Source organism: Helicobacter pylori (assembly GCF_011140715.1).
In the GTDB taxonomy this organism is placed as follows: Bacteria; Campylobacterota; Campylobacteria; order Campylobacterales; family Helicobacteraceae; genus Helicobacter; species Helicobacter pylori_DA.
Genome location: NZ_SFZZ01000008.1, coordinates 1 through 19769 on the forward strand (window position 1 = coordinate 1; position 19769 = coordinate 19769).

A 19769-nucleotide genomic window follows, 5' to 3' on the forward strand; every position below is an offset into this window, starting at 1 on the left:
AATAGAATGAGCTAAAAAGCGAATGGATCTAGGTGAAACGATATTCAAATAGCCTAACGGCTATGCACTTACATCTCCGCCCTAAAGGGCAGAGTTTTTCGCGCTAGTGGGATAAGGAAAAACTAGAATTGAGCATGCTAAATGCTTTGATGGAGAAGTCCATTAAGCAAGGCGAAAACCTTAAAGTATTTGACAGCACGCTTTTTTTTAACCGATTAAGCGAGTTTAAAAGCGAAGTTTTTACCACACCAAAAGCTAATCAATACATAGACATAGCAAAAGGTTTTGACAAGCTCTTTAGAAACGACGCCACGATAGCGGGCAAAATCAACTACACAACCACAAAAGACGTTAAAAGCCCTCTTGCAACAAGCCTAGAAGGTGCCTTAAACCAGAAGCTCACGCAAAGATTAGTAGGAATTATTGTTAGAAACATACCGACAACTTACATTTTTAAGAAGTTGGATGAATTAAGCGGAGGTGCAGCGTTAAAATACCACATTCAAAGAGCGCTGGAAAGAAGCCACACGATAAGCGAGTTTAGCAAGAGATTAGAAATTAGCGCTAAAAATTCCAAGTTTTCTAATGCTACGATGCGAAAGATTGAAGAGATCACGCAAGGCGTAAAAAGCGCTAAAGAAAACATCACTAAGCAAAAGAAAGCGTTACAAGAGGCTATAACCCCCTTAAAACAATTTGGCACTAATTACCCCGAGTTTGCCTTAAGGCCAAAAGAAGCGTTAGAAAAGCTATTGCAAGAGAAAAACGGACAAGTTACAGGCGCAGCGTTTAGGGACGATTTAGGAGGGATTGATTTTGTGTGGGGCAAGGATGGCAAAGATGGCTACGGATTAGCGCACATCTTAGAAAAGAGAGAAAAACAATACGCAAGATTAGGATTAAATGCAGAGCAAATTAAAGAAAGAACAGATGAGTTAGTGAAATCTATCCCTGAAGTCATTGAGAACGGAACGGTATTCACAGACGATTTAGGGCGCATTAGCGTGGAATTAAATAACATAAGAGTGGGGCTAAAAAACACATGGGTATAATAACAACCTAAATAATCATTTTGTGGTTACTAGCTATGAGAGAGATGAAAAAGTATTAAGGGAGTTAGAAACCAAACCGCCACTTTCTAACGATTACAAAGACAATGGCAACTATAGCACCTTAAACCTTAATGAAAACAATTCTACTAAAGAAAGCTTAAAAAGTCAAGAACCGCCCTTATCTATATTAGAAAAAAGCCAACTAGAGAAGCAAAAGAAACTAGAAAGCGAAAGATTAGCTAAAGCAGAAAAAGAACGCGCCCAAAAGATTAAATATAAAGAAGAAGCCGAATTGAGAGATAAAATCAGAGCGCAAAAAAACGCCACGCTAGGTAAAAGCGAATTAGACAGAGAAATCGCCAAAAGTGAAAAAATACCCTACAAAGAGCCAGAAAATGTCCCTAAAACGAGCGTTAGCTTAAACGATGATGAAATACACCTCTTAAAGTTTGTGATCGTCAATAAAAGCGATTTAAAGCCCAATTTCAAAAACACAGGCACGCAAACACGCACCGCAGTGGATAGCAAGAAAGTAGAAGAGATAGCCGAGCGCTTTGATCCTAAATTGATTATAGGGCGAGGGGGTTTTGAAGATTTACCGATTATCTTACATGATGGGCAAGTGATCGCAGGAAACCACAGGATCCAAGGCATGCTAAACTTTAATGCAGAGAGTCGAAAAAAATACGAACAAGCACTCAAAGAGAACTTTAATATTAAATTAAAACCTAATGAGCTTTTAGTGCGAATGCCAGAGCAGGAGTTAAACGACAAAGAGATCCTTAAATTAGCGAGCAAATCTAACGAAAACAGAGCAAACAGCTTTAGCGACATGCTTTTGAGCGCGATGAGCAGTTATAGCGACAAATTGAAACATTTGCCTCAAAGATTTGAAAGCGACAGCGTGGAGAATTTAGCCAATCAGGTTGCAAGAGTGTTAGAAAGAGACTCTAAAATCCAAAGCCATACTCAAGTAGAAAACGCTAACCTTTCTCTTTTGAGTCATTACGCCAGAAACACACCAAATAACAGCTTTTTAGAAGTGTTTGATAACGCTTTTAAAAACCTAGACAGAGAGCAATTTAAGGCGTTTAAGGAAATGTTTGCCAATAACAGCGCGAATTTTCATAATCTCAATAACGACACCACAATTAAAAATTTCACGATTTCACCTTATCTAACCGATGCGCTAGACACTACCGCTAAAATGCTTAAAAGCGGTAACAGATCTGAAAATTTCTCTAAGTTAGCGCATGACATTGACTACTTAGTCAATAGCACAGATGAAAACGGAATGAATGCTTTCGTTAAAGAAAATAAGGACACTTACAACAGCGTGATAAGCCAATTACTAGGGAGTTCTTTTGCGCGCTTTTTACGCCTTGAAAACCCTAGCGCGCAGTTTTATGAATTTTTAGTGAAAGCTAAAGACCAAATGATAGAAAACACAGCCGACATTTTCACAGGAACGAGTAAACCTATTAGTGAAATTAATATATTTGATTTCATTAAATATGGTATTGAAAGCGGTATTAGCAGTAAGGAGAGCAGGGAATTACTGAATCTGTTGCCAGAGTTGGAAAAAAAGTTTAACGCTCATGAGAAGTTTTTAAAAGGAAATAAAAAATGAATTACCCTAATCCACCAAGCCCAGAAATCACCACTAAAGAAAAACCAGCGTTTAAAGAAATCACAAGCGAGTTATTAAGAGAGCTTGAAAACGCTTTGAATAACGCTACATTATGGAAAGAGCAGGTTAATTTAAGCCTTAAGGGAGTGAAAAGGATTTTAGAAGTTATAACGGGCATGGATTTTTTTCAAAAAGCCAATGAAATTGATGAAAGATTGAGGGGGGTCCTTGAATGGTTAGAAAATTCAAGCAATGGATTACAAACTAAAATACGAGAATATGAAAGCTATTTAGCCGATTTCAATACGAGCATGCGAGCTAATGAGCAAGAAGTAACGAACACCTTAAACGCTAACGCTCAAAACATCAAAAGCGAGATTAAAAAGCTAGAAAATCAATTGATAGAAACCGCTACAAGGCTTTTAACGAGCTATCAAATCTTTTTAAACCAGGCTAAAGAAAGCGCTACAGCGCAAATAAGCACCAGTGAAACCCAAAGCATTGAAGCGATTACGCAAGCTAAAACAACCGCTAACAATGAAATAAGCACGAATAAAACCCAAGCGATAACTAACATTAACCAAGCCAAAGAAAGCGCTACAAATCAAATAAACACGAATAAGCAAGAAGTTTTAAATAACATCACGCAACAAAAACAACAAGCCACAAGCGAGATCACCGAAGCGAAAGAGAACGCCTTTAACGAACTTTTAGAAACACTCAAGCCGAAGTTTAGCGGCTTGTTTGTGGGCGCTTATTATGTTTATAATGTTATCTATATTCAAGGCGGATGGGAGCAGAAAGTTAAGGATTTAAGCGATTACACGCTAGATAAAAGCAAAAAATACGAAATAGAGGTATTTTTTCAATTTTTGAGCGCGAAAACTTTAGAAGCTAGTGCGGTTTTTGGGCTGAAAGTGCAAGAAGGCTTTTTGAAAGAAAGCATCCAAAAGATCACGCACAAATACGCATCTCAAATTTACTACACCAAGCTTTTAGTGGAAAATGTGAGCGGTGTTTTAAGCTTGTATCATGGTTATTTTTACGGCAATATCAATTATTTTAATGAAGCGATCATAACAAGCATCAAAGAATTACCTAATGATACGATTATAAGCAAGGTGTCTAATGGATTCACTTTTTCTAATGTTGTAACGATCGCGCAAAATTTGAACGACAACAACACAACACAAACAAGGAGCTAAAAATGATTTTAGAAAACGCATGCGAGTATAAGGACTATTTAGGAATTGTGTTTGATACAATGGGATTCAATGGGAGTTTTGAAGTGATTGGTGAAGCTATACACCTTAACATTATCACAAGCGAGAACCAAGAAACGCCGACTAAAGAACAGGTTTTAGAAACGCTCAAAGAACTCACGCTTAAACAAAAAAAGCAAGAATTAGAAAAAGAAATTAACGCTATCTGTAAAGAAAAAATCACTAAAGAGTTTCAAAGCGAGGTTTTAGGGAGCGTGCATGCGTATGATTTGACTTTAGAAGATCAAGCGAACTTGCAGGCTTTAGTGATAGCTGGCATTGATTCGGTTTTTAGGTGCGCTGAAGTGATTAACGGCGTTGTAGGTTTCAAAACCTACAAAAAACACACGAAAGCGCAATTATTGAGATTTTCCAAAGAAGCCTTAAAATTCAAAACCGATCTGATCGTTTTCTATGGCAGAGAAAAAGAACGCCTGAACGCTATAAGTAGTTTAGAAGAGTTAGAAAAATTCACACTTAAAGAATACTTGACATGAGGAAGTTTAGCGATCCCATCGTGGCTGAATTTAGCAATGATGGGAAGAGGTTAAGGCTTGTTGAAGGGTTTGAATACTATTTGAAGCAAGATCACACTAAAAAAATCATCGTGCCGAGCGGTTTTTCTAGCGATGGCTTTACGAACATGGGATTTAGTTTTGTGATCCCTCGTTATGGGAGCGCTCTAAAATGCGCGATCTTGCATGACTACATGTGCGACGTTTTGAATGGTGTAGTCCCTAGACCGCAAGATTTTTTGATTCGCACACGCAAAGAATGCGACGATCTGTTTTTAGAAAGCATGCTTGAAGTCAAAGCGTTTTCTGTGTTTAAAGCGGTTTTGATTTATTACGCCGTGCGCTTGTTTGCTAAAGTGAAAGGCTTGAAATAATGCGAGTCGTAGTTTTTGATGCGAGCGGTGTTTTAGAAGCGTTTGATTATAGAGGCGTTTTGATTCACACGCAAGAAATCCAAGCCCATCAAAAACTAAAACTTCCCTTCACGCAAAAAAATTTTTTTAAATTCAATAACGCTATTTTTGGAGTGTGTGAGGGCGTGGGGGATTTGGATTATAGAGATTATCCTAAAAATCTCAATTTTAACGCGCTTTTAGTGGAGAGCATAGAAAACTACCTACTAAATGCTAAAGAGCCTAAAAACCAGCCACAAAAGGCTTTATTAACGGATTTTTTAGAAGTGTATGAAAAGAATATTATTAAAGGCGTTTATTATCTCAAGCCGAAGTTTTTTGCAGAAAAAGAAAAGCAATTGATAGAAAGGATTTTGAAATGATAGAAGTTAGCGAAATTTTGAGCAAAGTCAGAGCGAGATTGAGCGATAGCTGCACAGACAATCGCATGTTTAGCGACAGCGTTTTGATCGATAGTTTAAACCAAGCGATTTTAAACATCACGCTAGAATTCAGGTTGAACCGACAACTAGTAAGGCAAGTTTTAGACACAGAGAATCCGTTTTTGAAAATTAATAACCTTTTAGGCATAGAGAGCGCGAAATTCAATACTAAAGAGCTTGAAGAAAGAACTAGCATAATGAAAGATAACGGTGCACTAGAGCTTTTTATATTAGGCGATAAGTTGAGCGTTACGCCTTTTGAAGACGGAGAATTAGAGGTAGTGTATTTTAACTATAACGAAGTTAGTAATATTTTAGAAAGCGTTAGCATGCCTAGAGTTTGTTTAGAAGCGCTTGTTTACAGTGTGTTAATTAATATTTTAGAAATACCAACTAATGAAGTCAATTACAATCTGATGGCCAATTACAAACAGCTTTTAAAACTGGCTAAAAATAATTTAGCGAACTATTTGAACGCTATGTATTCTAAAAACATACATTTTAGCAAAGTGGTGAGAATTTGATGTCTAAATGCATTCATTAGTTAGAGTTTGACAAAATGGATTCCCCTTTAAAGAAATGAGACGAACTCTAAAGAGAAATCAAAAGAAATTGTTATAACAAAAGAATAATACCACAACGGAAAACAAAAAATAGGGTTACAAAAAAAATACCCCTTAAAAATACCGCTTTTTTTAGGGTATTATTTTTTTTAATCTTAACTACAAAGGTACAAAGGAAAATTAATGGAAATAAGAGAGAAAGAAATTGAGCTTGAGACCTTAAAGCGGGAAATTGCACAGGCTGAAGCGAGTTTAGAAAACGATTTTGCAAAACACATGGCAGAAAAAACAGATGAGAAATTAGAAGATTTGTTTTTTAATAACAAAGTAGATTTTTACCGATCCGTTTTAGTGGAGCAAAATAACTATTTGAACGAGCATGTATCCAAAAAGGTTGACAAGGCAATAGCCTTAAGCGAAGAAATTGAAACCTCTAAAAAGAGTCAAGAAATAGAAAAAGCTAAGGCGGAGTTTTTAGAAAAACACAAAGACGAAAACATTGACTTTAACGAGTTGGTGGATTTTTACAATGAAGAACTGCCGCAAAAGTATAGAAGAGAAATTGACAAGTTAGACGGGGTGCAATTCTTTCAAGCGATTTACGATCTGTTCAAAGCTGCGCAAGGCGAAAATATGCAAGAGGGGAAAGCTTACGCTAGAGAGGAAGAGAGAAGTTTACCTAAAGAAGTGATAGGTAATGGTGTGAGTTCTAGCGCGAATGCTAAAAATCAAAGCGTGATGACAAGATTCTAAAAATAGGAGTTAAAAATGCTAGAGAATTTAAATAATATCAATTTCAACAATATCAGTAATAATAAAAATATTGGTATTGAAGTAGGTTTTGAAATCCAGGAAGCCAGTTGGGTGAAAAGCCCTTTTAAGAGCATTACAGGGCGCGGGAGCGATAGAGGGATCAGAACCTACGCGGTCAAAAACGCGCAACCTTACAGGCCACGATTGAAAGTGCAATTAAGCGGTAGCGGTGTTAGCGGAAATACGGATTTTGAGGCCAATTACGATAAGTTAGAGATTTTGAGCCAAACGATCTATCCGGAAGTATTTGGTAACGCTTTGCCGAGTCAAATTAGGGCGTATGATGAAATAGAGAGGATTGATTTTATTAAAGAGGCATGCGATAGTTTAGCGAATTGGATGAATGAAGAAAGAGACAAAAGGATCGTTGCGAGCTTGACTAACGATTTTACGAATTATCTTTATACGCCAATAATGAGTGTTTCCACTATTAGAAAAGCGATCTTTTTAGCGAGAAACGGGCTAAAAGAAGATAATAGCAAAGCCTTCCCTATCAAACCTATTAGGGCGGATATGGTAAGCGTTGGCGATGTGGTGGTGCAAAACACGAGTTACATTATTTTTTTAGACAGCTATCAAGCCAACCAGCTTAAAAAAGACGCGGATTTCAAAGAACTAAGAAAGCTTTACGCTTTTGCTAATGAAGATAAAGGGATTTTGTATCAAGGACTCTTAGGCGTGATTGATAATTGCCCGGTAGTGGATGCAGGAGTGTGGAATAAGCTGAATGTTGGCATGCCAAATTCTACCGTAAGTGAAAGCGAGTTCAAGCGTTATATTAATAAAGCGAACGCTAATTCTATTGTAAGCCCGGTAGGGCTTAGGGATAAGATCAGCAACAAAAAAGATAGCAAAGAAATCTCTATTGGTTGCTTGATCGGCGCGAGCAGCATTTTGTTAGCAGGCAGTGAAAACACTAATTTTTACATTGATGAAACTAAGGACGCAGGAAGAAAGTCCGTTGTTGGCGTGGATTGTATCTTAGGCGTCAGTAAAGCTAAATACCAAAGTAGCGACGGCGTGAATACCCCTTATGATAACCAGGATTTTGCGGTTATCGGGCTAGTCAGCAACATGGAATAGTGAAAGAAAGGATTAGAAAAGATGAAACAAAGAGTTAAAACAGTCAGCTATTTAGCTAAAGCAGAATTCACCATTAAAAACGGCATTTATGATTTAGTGGCATTACCTAGCGGTGCGGAAGTGGTGAAATGCGATTTAGAAGTTGTGGGCGAAGTTACCACAGCTAAAGCGTCTGTAAGTTTTAAAGATGAAAAAAACACTAATTTTTTTCTGAATGATATTGATTTGAAAGACAACAAATACAACACTAGCGCGAAATGCTGCACAGTGTCAGACACGAAAATCATAAACGCTAAAATTGTTGATGCACTAGCGAACGCTAAAGGCGTTTTAAGAGTGCTTTATTTTTTGCCCAGTGAAACGGAAGTAGAATATTAAAAACTTTAGCCGTTTTTAGCATAAAAAGGATTGAAAATGTTTTTTACAAACCCTTTAAATACGCCGAACTATTTTCAAAATAACAACTTGTTTAAAGACGCACCGAAGAATTTAGGGCTAATCAATTACGGCATTCCAACTAGCACTTATTTAAACGCTCCTGAAAAAAAGCAGAGCCGTTTTGCGGACTTTTTTAATAACATTGGAGGGGCTACAGGAGCGGGCATTCTAACAGGAGCTATAAGCGGTTTAGGGGGTTTGATTGTGGGAGGAATTAACGCTAATGAGCAAAACAAAAGAGCCAGAGAAAGCATGCAAATGGCAAGAGAACAATACCAAAGAGAGAACGAACGCTATGAATTGCGGGAGAAAGAGCGCCTAAACAATAACGAACAAATCAATAACATAGCTAAAAAATATTCTAGCGTGATGACGAGGCTTTGAAAAATATCCCTTTAAAAAACCTTTATTAAAACGCTTTAATAAGCCTATATTTTGATTTCAAGGCTTAAAATGGATTTTCTAACACTACAAAACGATTTTAAGAACGATTACAATAGCGCTTTAATAGAAAACATGGAGTTTTTAGAAGCCAGAAAATACTACAACGGAAACCAACTCCCTCAAGATGTTTTGAACATTATTTTAGAGCGAGGGCAAACGCCGATCGTAGAAAACATGTTCAAAGTGATCGTGAATAAGATTTTAGGTTACAAAATAGAGAGCATAAGCGAGATACGATTAAGCCCTAAACAAGAAGAAGACAGAGCCTTAAGCGATTTATTGAATAGTCTTTTGCAGGTTTTTATCCAACAAGAAAATTACGATAAATCCATGATAGAAAGGGATAAGAACCTTTTAACCGGTGGGTTAGGGGTGATCCAATTGTGGGTAATTGAAGACAAAGACAAAAATATAGAGATTGATATTAAAGCCTTAAAGCCTGAAAGTTTTGTGATAGATTATTTTTCAACCGATAAGAACGCGCTAGATGCAAGGCGTTTTCATAAGATGCTAGAAATTAGCGAGCAAGAAGCTTTATTATTGTTTGGCGATAGCGTGATAGTGAATTATTCAAGCGTGAATCACGAAAGAATAGCGAGCGTGATTGAAAGTTGGTATAAAGAATTTAATGAAGAAACGCAAAGCTATGAGTGGAATAGGTATTTATGGAATAGAAGCGCAGGGATCTATAAAATAGAGAAAAAGCCTTTTAAGAATGGTGCATGCCCTTTTATAATATCCAAGCTATACACGGACGAATTGAATAATTACTACGGCTTGTTTAGAGATATTAAACCAATGCAAGATTTCATCAACTACGCTGAAAACCGCATGGGAAATATGATGGGGAGTTTCAAAGCGATGTTTGAAGAGGACGCCGTGGTGGATGTAGCGGAATTTGTAGAAACCATGAGCTTAGATAATGCGATCGCTAAAGTGCGACCGAACGCTTTAAAAGACCACAAGATCCAATTTATGAACAATCAAGCGGATTTGAACGCTTTAAGCCAAAAAGCCGAACAAAAACGCCAATTATTAAGATTATTAGCAGGCTTGAACGATGAAAGCTTAGGAATGGCGGTTAATAGGCAGAGTGGGGTTGCAATCGCGCAAAGGAGAGAAAGCGGGCTAATGGGCTTACAAACCTTTTTAAAAGCCACAGATGACATGGATCGGCTGATTTTTAAATTAGCGGTTAGCTTTATTTGTGAGTATTTCACTAAAGAACAAGTTTTTAAAATCGTGGATAAGAAGTTAGGGGATAGGTATTTTAAAATCAATTCTAGCAAGGATAACAAGATACGACCGCTTAAATTTGATCTGATTTTGAAATCCCAATTAAAGACAGAAAGTCGGGATGAAAAATGGTATAACTGGAACGAATTGTTGAAGATTTTAGCGCCCATAAGACCGGATCTAGTGCCTAGCTTAGTGCCACTAATGCTAAACGACATGGATAGCCCGATTACTAACGATGTTTTAGAAGCGATACAAAACGCTAACGCTATGCAACAACAAAACGCCGAAGCGAACGCACCATATAACCAACAGATCCAAGCCTTACAAATTCAAAAATTACAGGCTGAAATCATGGAATTGCAAGCGAAAGCACACAAATACGCCGAACAAGGAGCGTTATCACAAACCACGAACGAAAGCGAAAAGATAAACCAAGCCGTAGCGTTAAGCGAAATACAACAAGAAAACGCTAACAATGCTAATAATGAAACGCCCGCAAACAAGCCCAATAAGAAGCTAAAAACGAGCGATAAAACGACATGGCGAAAATACCCGAGCGCGCAGAATTTAGACTATTGAAAGGCTAAAAAATGCTAAACAAGATTTTAGAAATGTTAGGAATAAGCGTTTTAGTTTTAGCGTTAGGTTTGAGCTTTATTCTAGCGGTTTGTTTTTCTTTAGGAGTGTGCGCGAATGGATAAGCAAAGCGCTTTAAAAGAATTAGCGTTAAGAGAATTAGCGAGGCGTGATCTTTATCAATTCCTACGCTTGAAGTGGGAGCGATACGAAAATAAGCCGTTTTTAGACAGCTGGCACATTAAATATTTGTGCAAGGTTTTAGAATGCACGCAGCCAAACACTTGCCAAAGCGATGAATTTATAAGACGCTTGATTTTGAACATGCCTCCAAGCTATGGCAAAACGGAAATTATTGCAAGATGCTTCATAGCGTGGAGTTTAGGGAAAGATAGGACTAAAAAAATTTTTTATATTTCCTATAGCGATGAGTTATGTAGAAGAATTGCCAATCAGGTAAGGGATTTGATGAGTAGTTTTTTTTATCAAAGTATTTTTTTTGATGAGCCTTTAGAGTTTTTGCAAAACAACTCAAGGGAGTTTATTTTACGAGAGGGTGGAGGCTTGTTTGTAACGACTTTAAAAAGCGCGCTTACCGGGTTTCATGCTAATCAGATACTGATCGATGATCCTATCAAAGTGAGCGATATGAGTTCTAAAAAAGAAGTGAATACCGTTAATATGAATTTCAAAGAAAGCGTTATCTCACGCTTGCAAGACACTAACTCTAATATAACGATTTTGATGCAGCGCTTAGGGAGTAATGATTTATGTGGGTTTTTACAAAGCGAGAGGGAGTTTGACACTGAAACGATCCAAAAGTGGAAAATCATACAACTTAAAGCCTTGAACGAAAACCAAGAATTTTACCAAATAAAGGATTTTGAACACACAAGAGAGAAAAACACGCCGTTATTTGAATATAAGCACAATAAGGAACAATTAGAAGCCTTAAGGTTGCAAATGGGCAACGATGAATTTTTTGCGCAATACCAACAAGATCCAGTCGTTAGCAGTGGTGGGTATTTTGATCCGCAGTATCTAAAGAAAGTTTTCACGCATGAATTAGGGGAGATGAATTCGTATATTTTTGTAGATAACGCTTTAAGCTTGAGCCACAACGCTGATAATAGGGCTATCGTGGTTGTGGGCGTTGAAAATTACAAAGAAAGCGTTAGGTATATTGTTTTAGATTGTTTTTTTGGGATATGGAGCGAAGAAGAAACCATTAAACACATTTTAGCGGCTAAAGAAAAATACAAAGACGCAAAAACTTTCATAGAAAGCGATGGCGGAGGTTTGGTATTGTATCGTTTGCTTTTAGTCGCATTAGCCAGACACAACCAACAAAACAAAGAAAACAATAAGGCATTACTAAACGATGAAATCGTTTGCTACACGCCAAGCCGAAAGATCTCCAAAGTGGATAAAATCAAAGCGATAAGGCCTTTTTACAATACCGGGTTTTTAGTGTTTAGCTATTCTAGCAACAACACCGATCAAATTGAAAAAGAGCTTTTTAGCTTCAACCCAGACAAGCCGTTTAAGAAAGATGATTGCATAGACGCTTTAGCGAGCGCGATAACGCATGAGAGCGTGAAAGCGCCCATAAAACGAGAAAATAAAGCGAGCGTGAGCGCTAGGTTTTATTCTAAACCGACATGGCGGGTATAAGCCTTAAAATAACGGCTTGATTACGATTAAATAAGAGAAAGAGAAAGGTTCCAAATGAAAAATATAAATCTTATTAAACATTTTAAAAATATTGAAAACATTAAAAAAAGGCGTTTAGCGTTTAAAAAGTCTAAAAAAAGATCGTTAGAGCTTTTAAGGGATAAAGGTTATAAGGATTTTATAACTAAAATTAAAAACAAGCAACAAAGCGATGAGGCCGTTTTAGAAAGTTTAGAACTTGACTATCTTAAGGATTAGATCATGTGGCATGAAAAATTTTTTAAAGTGATCCCTGCAGTGGTGTTTTTGTTTTGTATTTTAGAAATTTTTGAACTGGTTTTGATCATTAACGACATGAACAAGACCGAAAAACTAGAGAGTCAATTACGGCAAAATTTAGAAATGTTAGAAACGATCACTATCTTATTGAATGAGCATGCAGAATGCATGGATACGGAAAGCTTTCACGATAACAAGAAAAAAAGATAATGCAACATTCTTTAGTTTTAGGGCTTGAAATCTCTAAACTCATTCCGTATATTCTGGTAGGATTGATCGGGTTGTTTGTAGGCTTTTTGTATGTGATTAGAAGCATAAGGAACGAGGAATTTAAGAATAAGAGCGAAAAAGTTGTTTACATTATTCAAGGCGTGGGATCGAGCATGCTTATTACTTGGATTAGTTTTGAAATCACGGATTATTTTTTTAACTTTCCTTTGAGTTTGTGCGTAGCGATTAGTGGAGGCGTGGGGTATTTAGGAGCGGAGAGCGTGAGCGCTTTAGTGTTAGATAGTTTAAAGAAAAGGTTGTAAAATGGATTTGAAAGGTTTAGAGGACGCTTTAAATAGCGGGGATTTTAAAAAGCAGGTTTATAGCAGTTTGGATGGTATTTATCAAATCTCAAAGGTTTTGAACCAGTTAGATATTTTAGAGAACTTTAGCGAACACGATTTAAAAATCGTAGAAACGATCGCAACCATTAAAAACAAGTTAGCAAGCTATGAAAACAGCGAACAGGAACTAAAGGCTAAAATTAACGCTTTAGTAACTAGTTTAGAAGCGAAAAAGCAAGAAGTAGAAGCACGCTTGAATTTAGAATTACAAAACGCAAGAGCGAGCGAAATAGCAAAGCTTAACGAAGCAGGAAACGCGCTAAAAACGAACCTTATAACTGAACTCACTCGCGCTAAAAACACTTTAGCGTTGGAATTAGAAAAGTTGAAAACAGCCACGCAAAACCTACTAAACACGCCACGACTACAAGGCGTTAATATGAAGTTTTTAGGGATTTATGTTTATGGGCGCCAAAGCTTTTTCAAAAATGAAAGCGATGAGTTTAGGGAATTGTTTGAATTTGCCAGCATCACGCTCAAACACAATAAAAGCTATATCGTGCAATTTAGCATGCCTTATGAATTATCCACGAACGGGCTTTATAGTGAGAGCATGGGCGAAATGGTGTTATGCTTGAAAGCTAATCCTAATAAAGTGTATCCGATCATCAATAGCTTTTATCAAAATAAAACCTCTCATTTGACAAGTAGCAATAAAAACATAGGCACTTATTTAGTCAATAGTCTGTTCAAAACGCCAAGCAACGAAGCGGATTATAAAATAGCAATATTCGCCAGGAAGCATAGTGAGCTGTGGGTGAATGTGAATTACACTAGCAACACGCAAGGGTTTGAAACAAGATTTTTAAATAGCGCGCGTTTTGCTAATCTAACCACGCAAAGCCTACCGACAGAATATAATAACGACTGGGTGTTTTATAAACACTCTCAAGCGTTAGTTTATGAAATCCTTGAATAAGTTTTTATTTTTAGCGTTTGTTGTTAGCGTGTGCTTTAGCACATGCGCTAAAAAAGTTATATACCACGAGGTGAAAGTGCCCATTAAATGCGATATTGAAATACCAACACGCCCGAGCGAGCATTTAGAAGCGTTGGAATACTTGCGAGCGTTATTGATTTACACTGAAACGCTAGAAAACGATTTGAAGTTTTGCACAAAAAATAACCCTTAAAATCACGCCCAACTTTGGATTAAATACCAAGAAACAAAGGAAGTTCATGTATTTAGTCCTATTAGAAAGAAGACACGATTTAAAAGCGATCGTAAGGAAAGACAAGAAAGAAAGCGGCATGTTAGGGAGATTTAGAGTGTTTGAAAGCACGCACGATCAAGGAGCAAGCGATAAAGCGATAATCAAACACTATGAAAAAGAAAAACCGTTATTCAGTTGCTTTTCATTAGAAAACAGCGGAGAGCCAACGGACACGCCGAATTTAGATAAGCCAATAATAGCAAGAGATTACGAATTAGCATGGAGCGATACGAGTTGCACGGTGCCTAAAGAATACCAAAATAAAAAATGCGATAATAAGCGCCATGAAGTGTTACAGCTTGTAGATCCTAATAACAAGGATTTCACAAACCGAAAAATCTTAATCCATGTAGGTAACAGCGCGCATGATACTTTAGGGTGTGTTTTGTTAGGAATGCAACACGATGAAGAAATGATTTATAAAAGCAGCGAAGCGGTAAAAAAGTTTTTTGATTTAGTCAAAGACAAAGGCATTAATAACTTTTTATTTAAAGTGGTGGATAAGGCTTAAAAATGGATACCACACGATTTATAAGGAATTTCATTTTATTCAAAGAAGCCTTACAAAAACAGAATTTCAATAACAAAGAACTTAACACCACGAGCATGCAAGCGGCCTTACAATGCGAGCAGTTAGCTTTAAACGAGCAAGCGCAAGACTTGCAAAGCGAGCAAGTGAGAGCGAAAATGCAAATAGACTTTTTGAGCATGCAATCTAGCTTACAAGCCCAAAAAGCAAGCACACTAAACACGCTCATACAATGCCATAGTATGATTAAATCTTTAAAAGACAACGCCTTTATTAACAGGGCTAACGCTTATGTGAGTTTACTGCAAGTTCAAGCGAACGCGCCAAGCGGTGTTACAAATGCTAATTTTGAGAATGTTTTAAACACGATTTTAGAAATAGGCAAAGAATATAGTACCATTAATAAGGATAGCGGGAAGGTGGTTTACAATGATAGAGAACAGACTAGCGATCTGAAAACGATTTTAAATGATTTGAGTAACAAATTAGAGAAGATTAATAAAGATAGTGAAATGAATCAAATACAGATTTTTAGCGATAAGTTAGAAGTGTTGAAGAATGCGCCGGCTAGATTGTGGGGGTTTTCTACTTTAAATAATGCTATAGAGGGCTTTTATAATGAAATGGGTGAAATAATAGCGAGCGGTAGCGTGTGTTTGTTTAGAAGCGATAAAGTAGGGAATCACACTATTTCATTTAAAGCTCAAAAAGCAGACAAAATATTGGTTAAAAAGATCACTATTAATGTTGTAGAAAATTCTCTACAAAACGGAGCGTGATTTTATTTTTTGAAAGGCTTTCAACATGGCGTATTACGAGAATATTACAGCAGGGCGCGGGGCGATTGATAGTTTTGCAAACGCTCTAAACAGCCAAAGGTTTGCAAATTTGATGCTTAATGAAACGATAAGCAATTTTTCTAACAACATTACTAGAGCGGGAGCATTACATGATGAAGCTAGGATCAGAGAAGACGCTTTAAAGTATCAAAGGATGCAAGATTTTTTCATTAACAAACGCAAAGATGAAGCGTTTGAATTAGAAAAAAAACAAGCGGAATTAAAAATGGATTTTGCTAAAGAAACACACAAGCAAGAAAAAATACTAAACGATCACAGAGCGAAAGCGATGGGACAAGAAAACCGACTAAACGAACGCCATTTCAAATGGCTAATGGAAGTAATACCAAACAGTAAAGCGATCGTAGCAGCAAATAATAAAGCTAACAACACGCCAATAACGCCAATAACGCCAAAGAAAACCATCACTAAAAAAGAATTTCAAGCGTTTTACGCTAATCCTATGTTTAGATACTAATGCCTTATCATTTGATTTTTAAGGTTTTTAGGGGGATTATGCCTTATATTATCATCGTTTTTTTGTTAATTTTGAATAGTAACCTAAAGGTTAAATTAGTGTTAGCGAACGAAAGGCTAAACACTAACGAAGCACATTTGATTAAACAAAATGAAATTATCCAGACACTAGAATTAGAAAGCCAACAATACAAGGCTAACAAGCTTTTAGAAACAACAAGAATTAAAGACAAATACCATAAAATCACCATCAAAGACAACACATGCGAAGCGAAGTTAGAAAGCTATCAAGCTCTAATAAACGCATTCAAAAAAAATACCCCTTAAAAACATTTTTCATTTTTTGTAAAATGTTTTTAACAGATAGCAAGGAGTGGAAAAAAATGAAACTCTACGATAAGATACAAGAACTCATTAACGAAAGCGAAACGCTCAAACAAAAAAATGATGAAGTGCTAGGATTAGCTAAAAACGAATTAAGCGAGCTAGTCAAAGAAAAGGCTAATGAAAATTTAGAAAGCTTAAAAAACACCTTTCAAGGCTATTTAAATGGCCAATTAGTAGAGATGCCTTTAATCGTAAAAAAAAATGTTAAGGAACTTGTGGACAAGCAAGCGCTGATCGCAGAAGTTAGAAACGAATTATTAAGCCAATTTGACAAGCAAGCGATCACAAACGATTTAAAGAAAGAAATCAAAAACGAAATTAAAAGCGAATTAAATACGATTTTAAGCGATAGAGAATTACAGAGCGAACTTAAAGAAGCTAAAAACGAAATCATCACCGAAACCACGAGCGAAACCACAAACGCCTTAACGAGCAAGATTTTACGGATTTTAGAAAGCAAATTAAACGCTATCACTGAAAGCGTGATTAAGAATTTAGATTTTAGTTTTTTGGCTGCACAACCGAAAGCGTTTTATAGCGTGATTAACGAAAACTTGAAAGGAATGTTTTTAAAAGAGCTTGAAAGCGAAATTTTGAAGAAGTTCATTAAAGAAGCGATACAAAACGCTTTAAACGAAGCTAAGGAACTCAAAGCGTTAAAATTAGCGGAGTTAAAAGCGTTATCCTACTTGCAGGTAACGCAAGAAAGCCGCAAGGTGGAATTATTGCAAAAATCTTTAATGCTTGAAGCTGAGTTTTTGAACAATAAGATGAAAATAGAAAATGAGATCGCTTATAATTTGAAGCAAAAAGAACTCATAGCAGAAAGCAAGCTAGAAGATGAAGCGTTTAAAAAAAACATTTTCAAAGTGATCTAAAAGAAAGGACAAGAGAATGACCAACGAAAAAACGCAAAGTGAAATTTTTGAAGAACAGCTAAAAAGCCTATACCAACCGCTAAAACAAGAAGCAAATAGCGAAGCAGTAGATAATAATCAAAATCTAGCTAATGAAAATCTAGCTAATGAAAATCTAACTAATCAAAATTTAGCAGCTAAAGAAAGCGTTAAGGATTTAGAAAATGAGCCGTCTTATCTATCTACCGGGATCGCTTATTTGGATAACAAGATCAAAAATAGAAGCATCACGGCGTTTGATTATTACATGGCTAAAAAATTTTTAGGGTTAGATTTGAATGTGAATCTAAATGGGAACCTGAACATTAAAAGCGAGAATAAGACAAGATTAGCGAGCATTAACAAAGCCGCACAGGATATTTTTGATGATATTAAGGCTTTAGATTTAGGGGATGATTTGATTAAAAAAGCGCAAGAACACAGCGGGCTAATCAATCAGGTTAAGCTATGGATCAACCACAAAACCAAAGGCTTAAAAGGCGTTGATTACGATTTAGCGCAAACCGACAACGCTAGAATTAGTTACGCTAACAGAGTCGCAAAGACACACGCGCAAGGCGGGCAAGTAACGCAGAAATTAAGAGATGAAGCCAAAGCAGCGACAGAGTGGGGAGCTAGAAGCAAGGAAGAAAACACCGCAAGATTAGGAGAAAATCAAGGACGATTGATTCAAATTTTAGAACAAGATGTAAATAATTTAGAGAGTTTAGGAGGCAAAGTGCCTGGAAGCGTGATTTTAGAGCTATTGAAGCACAAAAAACGCCTTGAACACATTCAAAAAAATCAAGGCAAAATTACGATAAAAGAATACCAACAAATCAATCCCTACAGCGAACCTGAACAAAATGGCGGAAAATAAAAAAGTAAATAAAGCTTACCCAAACGACTTTAAACTTAAAGTGAAAAGATACTATGAAAGGAGCTTAGAATCTAAACAAAAGATCGCTTTAAAATTCGGCATTAGTAACAGGACCTTAGCGTTATGGGTGATGGATGGGGAGTGGGAAAATAAGGTTATTTTAAAAGAGATACGGGCCATGTATGAAACGCATGGGATGAGCATCAACGCATTAAGTAGAAAGTATGGCGTGAGCGTCAATTTAATTAGAAAGTTTAAAATACGGGACAAATGGGAAAAGAAAAAGATCACTAACGAAGCCGCCGCAGTTTTAGAAGACAAGCTGACAACGGACAAAATGGGTTTATTTTTAGACACTAAAAAAGAAGAAGTAAAAGAAGTTTTAAAACAAAGTTTAGAAAACTTAGACCTTGACCCCGTGGTAGTGGAAGCGATAGCTGAAACCAGTAGCGACGAATTGATTTTGAAAGCGATGAACACCGCCTACATTAAAAAACAGATTTTGTTTTGTGCTATTGTCGCAAGAGGTGAGCTAATTAAGATGATAAAAAGAGCGGGCGATAAAGTGAAAGACAATATAAGCATTATTGTAGCGGCTGAAAAGGTTTCAAAACTATTCATTGACGCTGGGGTTTCATTGTTTGGTAAAGAGCAGATCCAAGCGGTAGAAATTAAAGAGAATAGCGACTATAGGCAAATGAATATAAGCGAACTTATGGCGTTAGCGAACACTGATGATAATGTGAATTAGCTTGTTTTAGTGTTTTATCCTTATTTTTGCGTGAAACGCTATTTGAAGCACCCAACCGCTAAAGCGATCGGGCTTCCTCGGCTGATGTTGCCCATATTAAACGCGCTCATAGCAATGCTTTACTCCTTGTGGTAGAATTTGTAAGACCTACCTAGTAGGCTGAGTTTGCTTGATCCCAATTTTTCTCATGCTTTAGCTATGTGGAGTATGTCAAACACCATTACCATCGACGCCCTCATTTTTTTTTAAAGTGAAAATAGAAAGAAAATTTTTAAACTTTCTGATTATTGCATTATGAAGCTAATTTATTTTATTTGAAACAGCATTTAAATAAAAATGTTTTTTTAGGTTTTAGGTTTTCTGGTGCTTGTTGATTATCTCACAGATAGCCTTAACTTTTTTGTTTTTTAGTAAAAAATTTATCAGTAATGTTCTTTTTTTGCTATCTAATCTAACATTAATTAATATCATAGTAGCGTTATTTGTGGAGTTTCACGGGGTATTATTTTTTTAAAAGCGCTTGACAAGTTGTGAAAAAAATGGTTACTATTCTATAGTTATTTTTAAAATTTTGTTGTAATTGTGCCACAAGCAAAGATTAAAGCGGACTTGAATAGTAACGCTATTTTAGGGGTTTTGTTGGGGGTTTTTGGTTTTGTTATTGATTATTTCTATCTATGGATTTCACGCTTAATGGATTTTATACTCTAAAACACCCACCCATAATTGAAAAACACCTTAAAATGGCTAGCCCCTTCATTGAAAACAAAAGAGTTCGT

The 19769-nt window shown here is 36.5% G+C and carries 23 protein-coding genes and 1 pseudogene; all 24 read left to right on the forward strand.

The window, feature by feature from the left end; genetic code table 11:
- The first annotated feature begins 593 nt into the window (after positions 1–593).
- The 24 genes and pseudogenes from EWZ81_RS00110 to EWZ81_RS00225 all read left to right on the forward strand — a co-directional run bounded on the left by EWZ81_RS00110 (position 594) and on the right by EWZ81_RS00225 (position 18990).
- Positions 594–2682 (forward strand): annotated as a pseudogene (locus tag EWZ81_RS00110) (putative barnase/colicin E5 family endoribonuclease).
- Positions 2679–3887 carry a hypothetical protein gene (locus tag EWZ81_RS00115; protein ID WP_165548456.1) on the forward strand — a complete coding sequence of 403 codons (1209 nt, stop codon included), beginning with the start codon at positions 2679–2681 and terminating at the stop codon, positions 3885–3887. The pseudogene EWZ81_RS00110 and the gene EWZ81_RS00115 overlap by 4 nt, the downstream one beginning before the upstream one ends.
- A 2-nt stretch (positions 3888–3889) precedes the next feature.
- The gene (locus EWZ81_RS00120; protein ID WP_165548458.1) at positions 3890–4441 is read left to right on the forward strand and encodes a hypothetical protein; all 552 of its coding nucleotides are present in this window, start codon (positions 3890–3892) and stop codon (positions 4439–4441) included.
- Positions 4438–4833, forward strand: coding sequence for a DUF1353 domain-containing protein (locus tag EWZ81_RS00125; RefSeq protein ID WP_165548460.1), 396 nt, complete (start codon positions 4438–4440; stop codon positions 4831–4833). The genes EWZ81_RS00120 and EWZ81_RS00125 overlap by 4 nt, the downstream gene beginning before the upstream one ends.
- On the forward strand, positions 4833–5234 hold the full coding sequence (locus tag EWZ81_RS00130; RefSeq protein WP_165548462.1) for a hypothetical protein: 402 nt from the start codon (positions 4833–4835) through the stop codon (positions 5232–5234). Before EWZ81_RS00125 ends, EWZ81_RS00130 begins: the two co-directional genes overlap by 1 nt.
- Entirely contained in the window at positions 5231–5818 is a 588-nt protein-coding gene (locus EWZ81_RS00135) for a hypothetical protein (protein ID WP_165548464.1), read from the forward strand. Before EWZ81_RS00130 ends, EWZ81_RS00135 begins: the two co-directional genes overlap by 4 nt.
- 222 nt (positions 5819–6040) lie before the next feature.
- A complete protein-coding gene (locus EWZ81_RS00140; RefSeq protein WP_165548466.1) occupies positions 6041–6610 on the forward strand; it encodes a Coiled-coil domain-containing protein in 570 nt (189 codons plus the stop codon).
- A gap of 15 nt (positions 6611–6625) precedes the next feature.
- Positions 6626–7753, forward strand: coding sequence for a major capsid protein (locus EWZ81_RS00145; protein ID WP_165548469.1), 1128 nt, complete (start codon positions 6626–6628; stop codon positions 7751–7753).
- 21 nt (positions 7754–7774) lie between these two features.
- A complete protein-coding gene (locus EWZ81_RS00150; protein ID WP_165548471.1) occupies positions 7775–8131 on the forward strand; it encodes a hypothetical protein in 357 nt (118 codons plus the stop codon).
- A gap of 36 nt (positions 8132–8167) precedes the next feature.
- Positions 8168–8575, forward strand: a complete 408-nt coding sequence (locus EWZ81_RS00155; protein ID WP_165548473.1) for a hypothetical protein — start codon at positions 8168–8170, stop codon at positions 8573–8575.
- Between the two features lie 69 nt (positions 8576–8644).
- Complete coding sequence (locus tag EWZ81_RS00160; protein WP_165548475.1) at positions 8645–10453, forward strand: portal protein; 1809 nt, start codon at positions 8645–8647, stop codon at positions 10451–10453.
- A gap of 114 nt (positions 10454–10567) precedes the next feature.
- On the forward strand, positions 10568–12124 hold the full coding sequence (locus tag EWZ81_RS00165) for a hypothetical protein (protein ID WP_165548477.1): 1557 nt from the start codon (positions 10568–10570) through the stop codon (positions 12122–12124).
- Between the two features lie 54 nt (positions 12125–12178).
- Positions 12179–12382: a hypothetical protein gene (locus EWZ81_RS00170; RefSeq protein WP_165548479.1), complete on the forward strand. Its 204-nt coding sequence runs from the start codon at positions 12179–12181 to the stop codon at positions 12380–12382.
- Between the two features lie 3 nt (positions 12383–12385).
- Positions 12386–12613 carry a hypothetical protein gene (locus tag EWZ81_RS00175; RefSeq protein ID WP_165548482.1) on the forward strand — a complete coding sequence of 76 codons (228 nt, stop codon included), beginning with the start codon at positions 12386–12388 and terminating at the stop codon, positions 12611–12613.
- Entirely contained in the window at positions 12613–12936 is a 324-nt protein-coding gene (locus EWZ81_RS00180; RefSeq protein ID WP_165548484.1) for a holin, read from the forward strand. Before EWZ81_RS00175 ends, EWZ81_RS00180 begins: the two co-directional genes overlap by 1 nt.
- A 1-nt stretch (position 12937) precedes the next feature.
- Positions 12938–13936, forward strand: a complete 999-nt coding sequence (locus EWZ81_RS00185) for a coiled-coil domain-containing protein (protein ID WP_165548486.1) — start codon at positions 12938–12940, stop codon at positions 13934–13936.
- Positions 13920–14150: a hypothetical protein gene (locus EWZ81_RS00190; protein WP_165548488.1), complete on the forward strand. Its 231-nt coding sequence runs from the start codon at positions 13920–13922 to the stop codon at positions 14148–14150. The genes EWZ81_RS00185 and EWZ81_RS00190 overlap by 17 nt, the downstream gene beginning before the upstream one ends.
- A 46-nt stretch (positions 14151–14196) precedes the next feature.
- On the forward strand, positions 14197–14742 hold the full coding sequence (locus EWZ81_RS00195; protein WP_165548491.1) for a DUF5675 family protein: 546 nt from the start codon (positions 14197–14199) through the stop codon (positions 14740–14742).
- Positions 14743–14744: 2 nt separating this feature from the next.
- Positions 14745–15539, forward strand: coding sequence for a hypothetical protein (locus EWZ81_RS00200; protein WP_165548493.1), 795 nt, complete (start codon positions 14745–14747; stop codon positions 15537–15539).
- Between the two features lie 25 nt (positions 15540–15564).
- Positions 15565–16077, forward strand: coding sequence for a hypothetical protein (locus tag EWZ81_RS00205; RefSeq protein WP_165548495.1), 513 nt, complete (start codon positions 15565–15567; stop codon positions 16075–16077).
- Positions 16077–16403, forward strand: a complete 327-nt coding sequence (locus EWZ81_RS00210; protein WP_165548497.1) for a hypothetical protein — start codon at positions 16077–16079, stop codon at positions 16401–16403. The genes EWZ81_RS00205 and EWZ81_RS00210 overlap by 1 nt, the downstream gene beginning before the upstream one ends.
- 56 nt (positions 16404–16459) lie before the next feature.
- Entirely contained in the window at positions 16460–17341 is an 882-nt protein-coding gene (locus EWZ81_RS00215; RefSeq protein WP_165548499.1) for a hypothetical protein, read from the forward strand.
- Between the two features lie 16 nt (positions 17342–17357).
- A complete protein-coding gene (locus EWZ81_RS00220) occupies positions 17358–18239 on the forward strand; it encodes a Coiled-coil domain-containing protein (RefSeq protein ID WP_165548501.1) in 882 nt (293 codons plus the stop codon).
- Complete coding sequence (locus EWZ81_RS00225) at positions 18226–18990, forward strand: terminase (RefSeq protein ID WP_165548503.1); 765 nt, start codon at positions 18226–18228, stop codon at positions 18988–18990. Before EWZ81_RS00220 ends, EWZ81_RS00225 begins: the two co-directional genes overlap by 14 nt.
- Positions 18991–19769 lie beyond the last annotated feature (779 nt).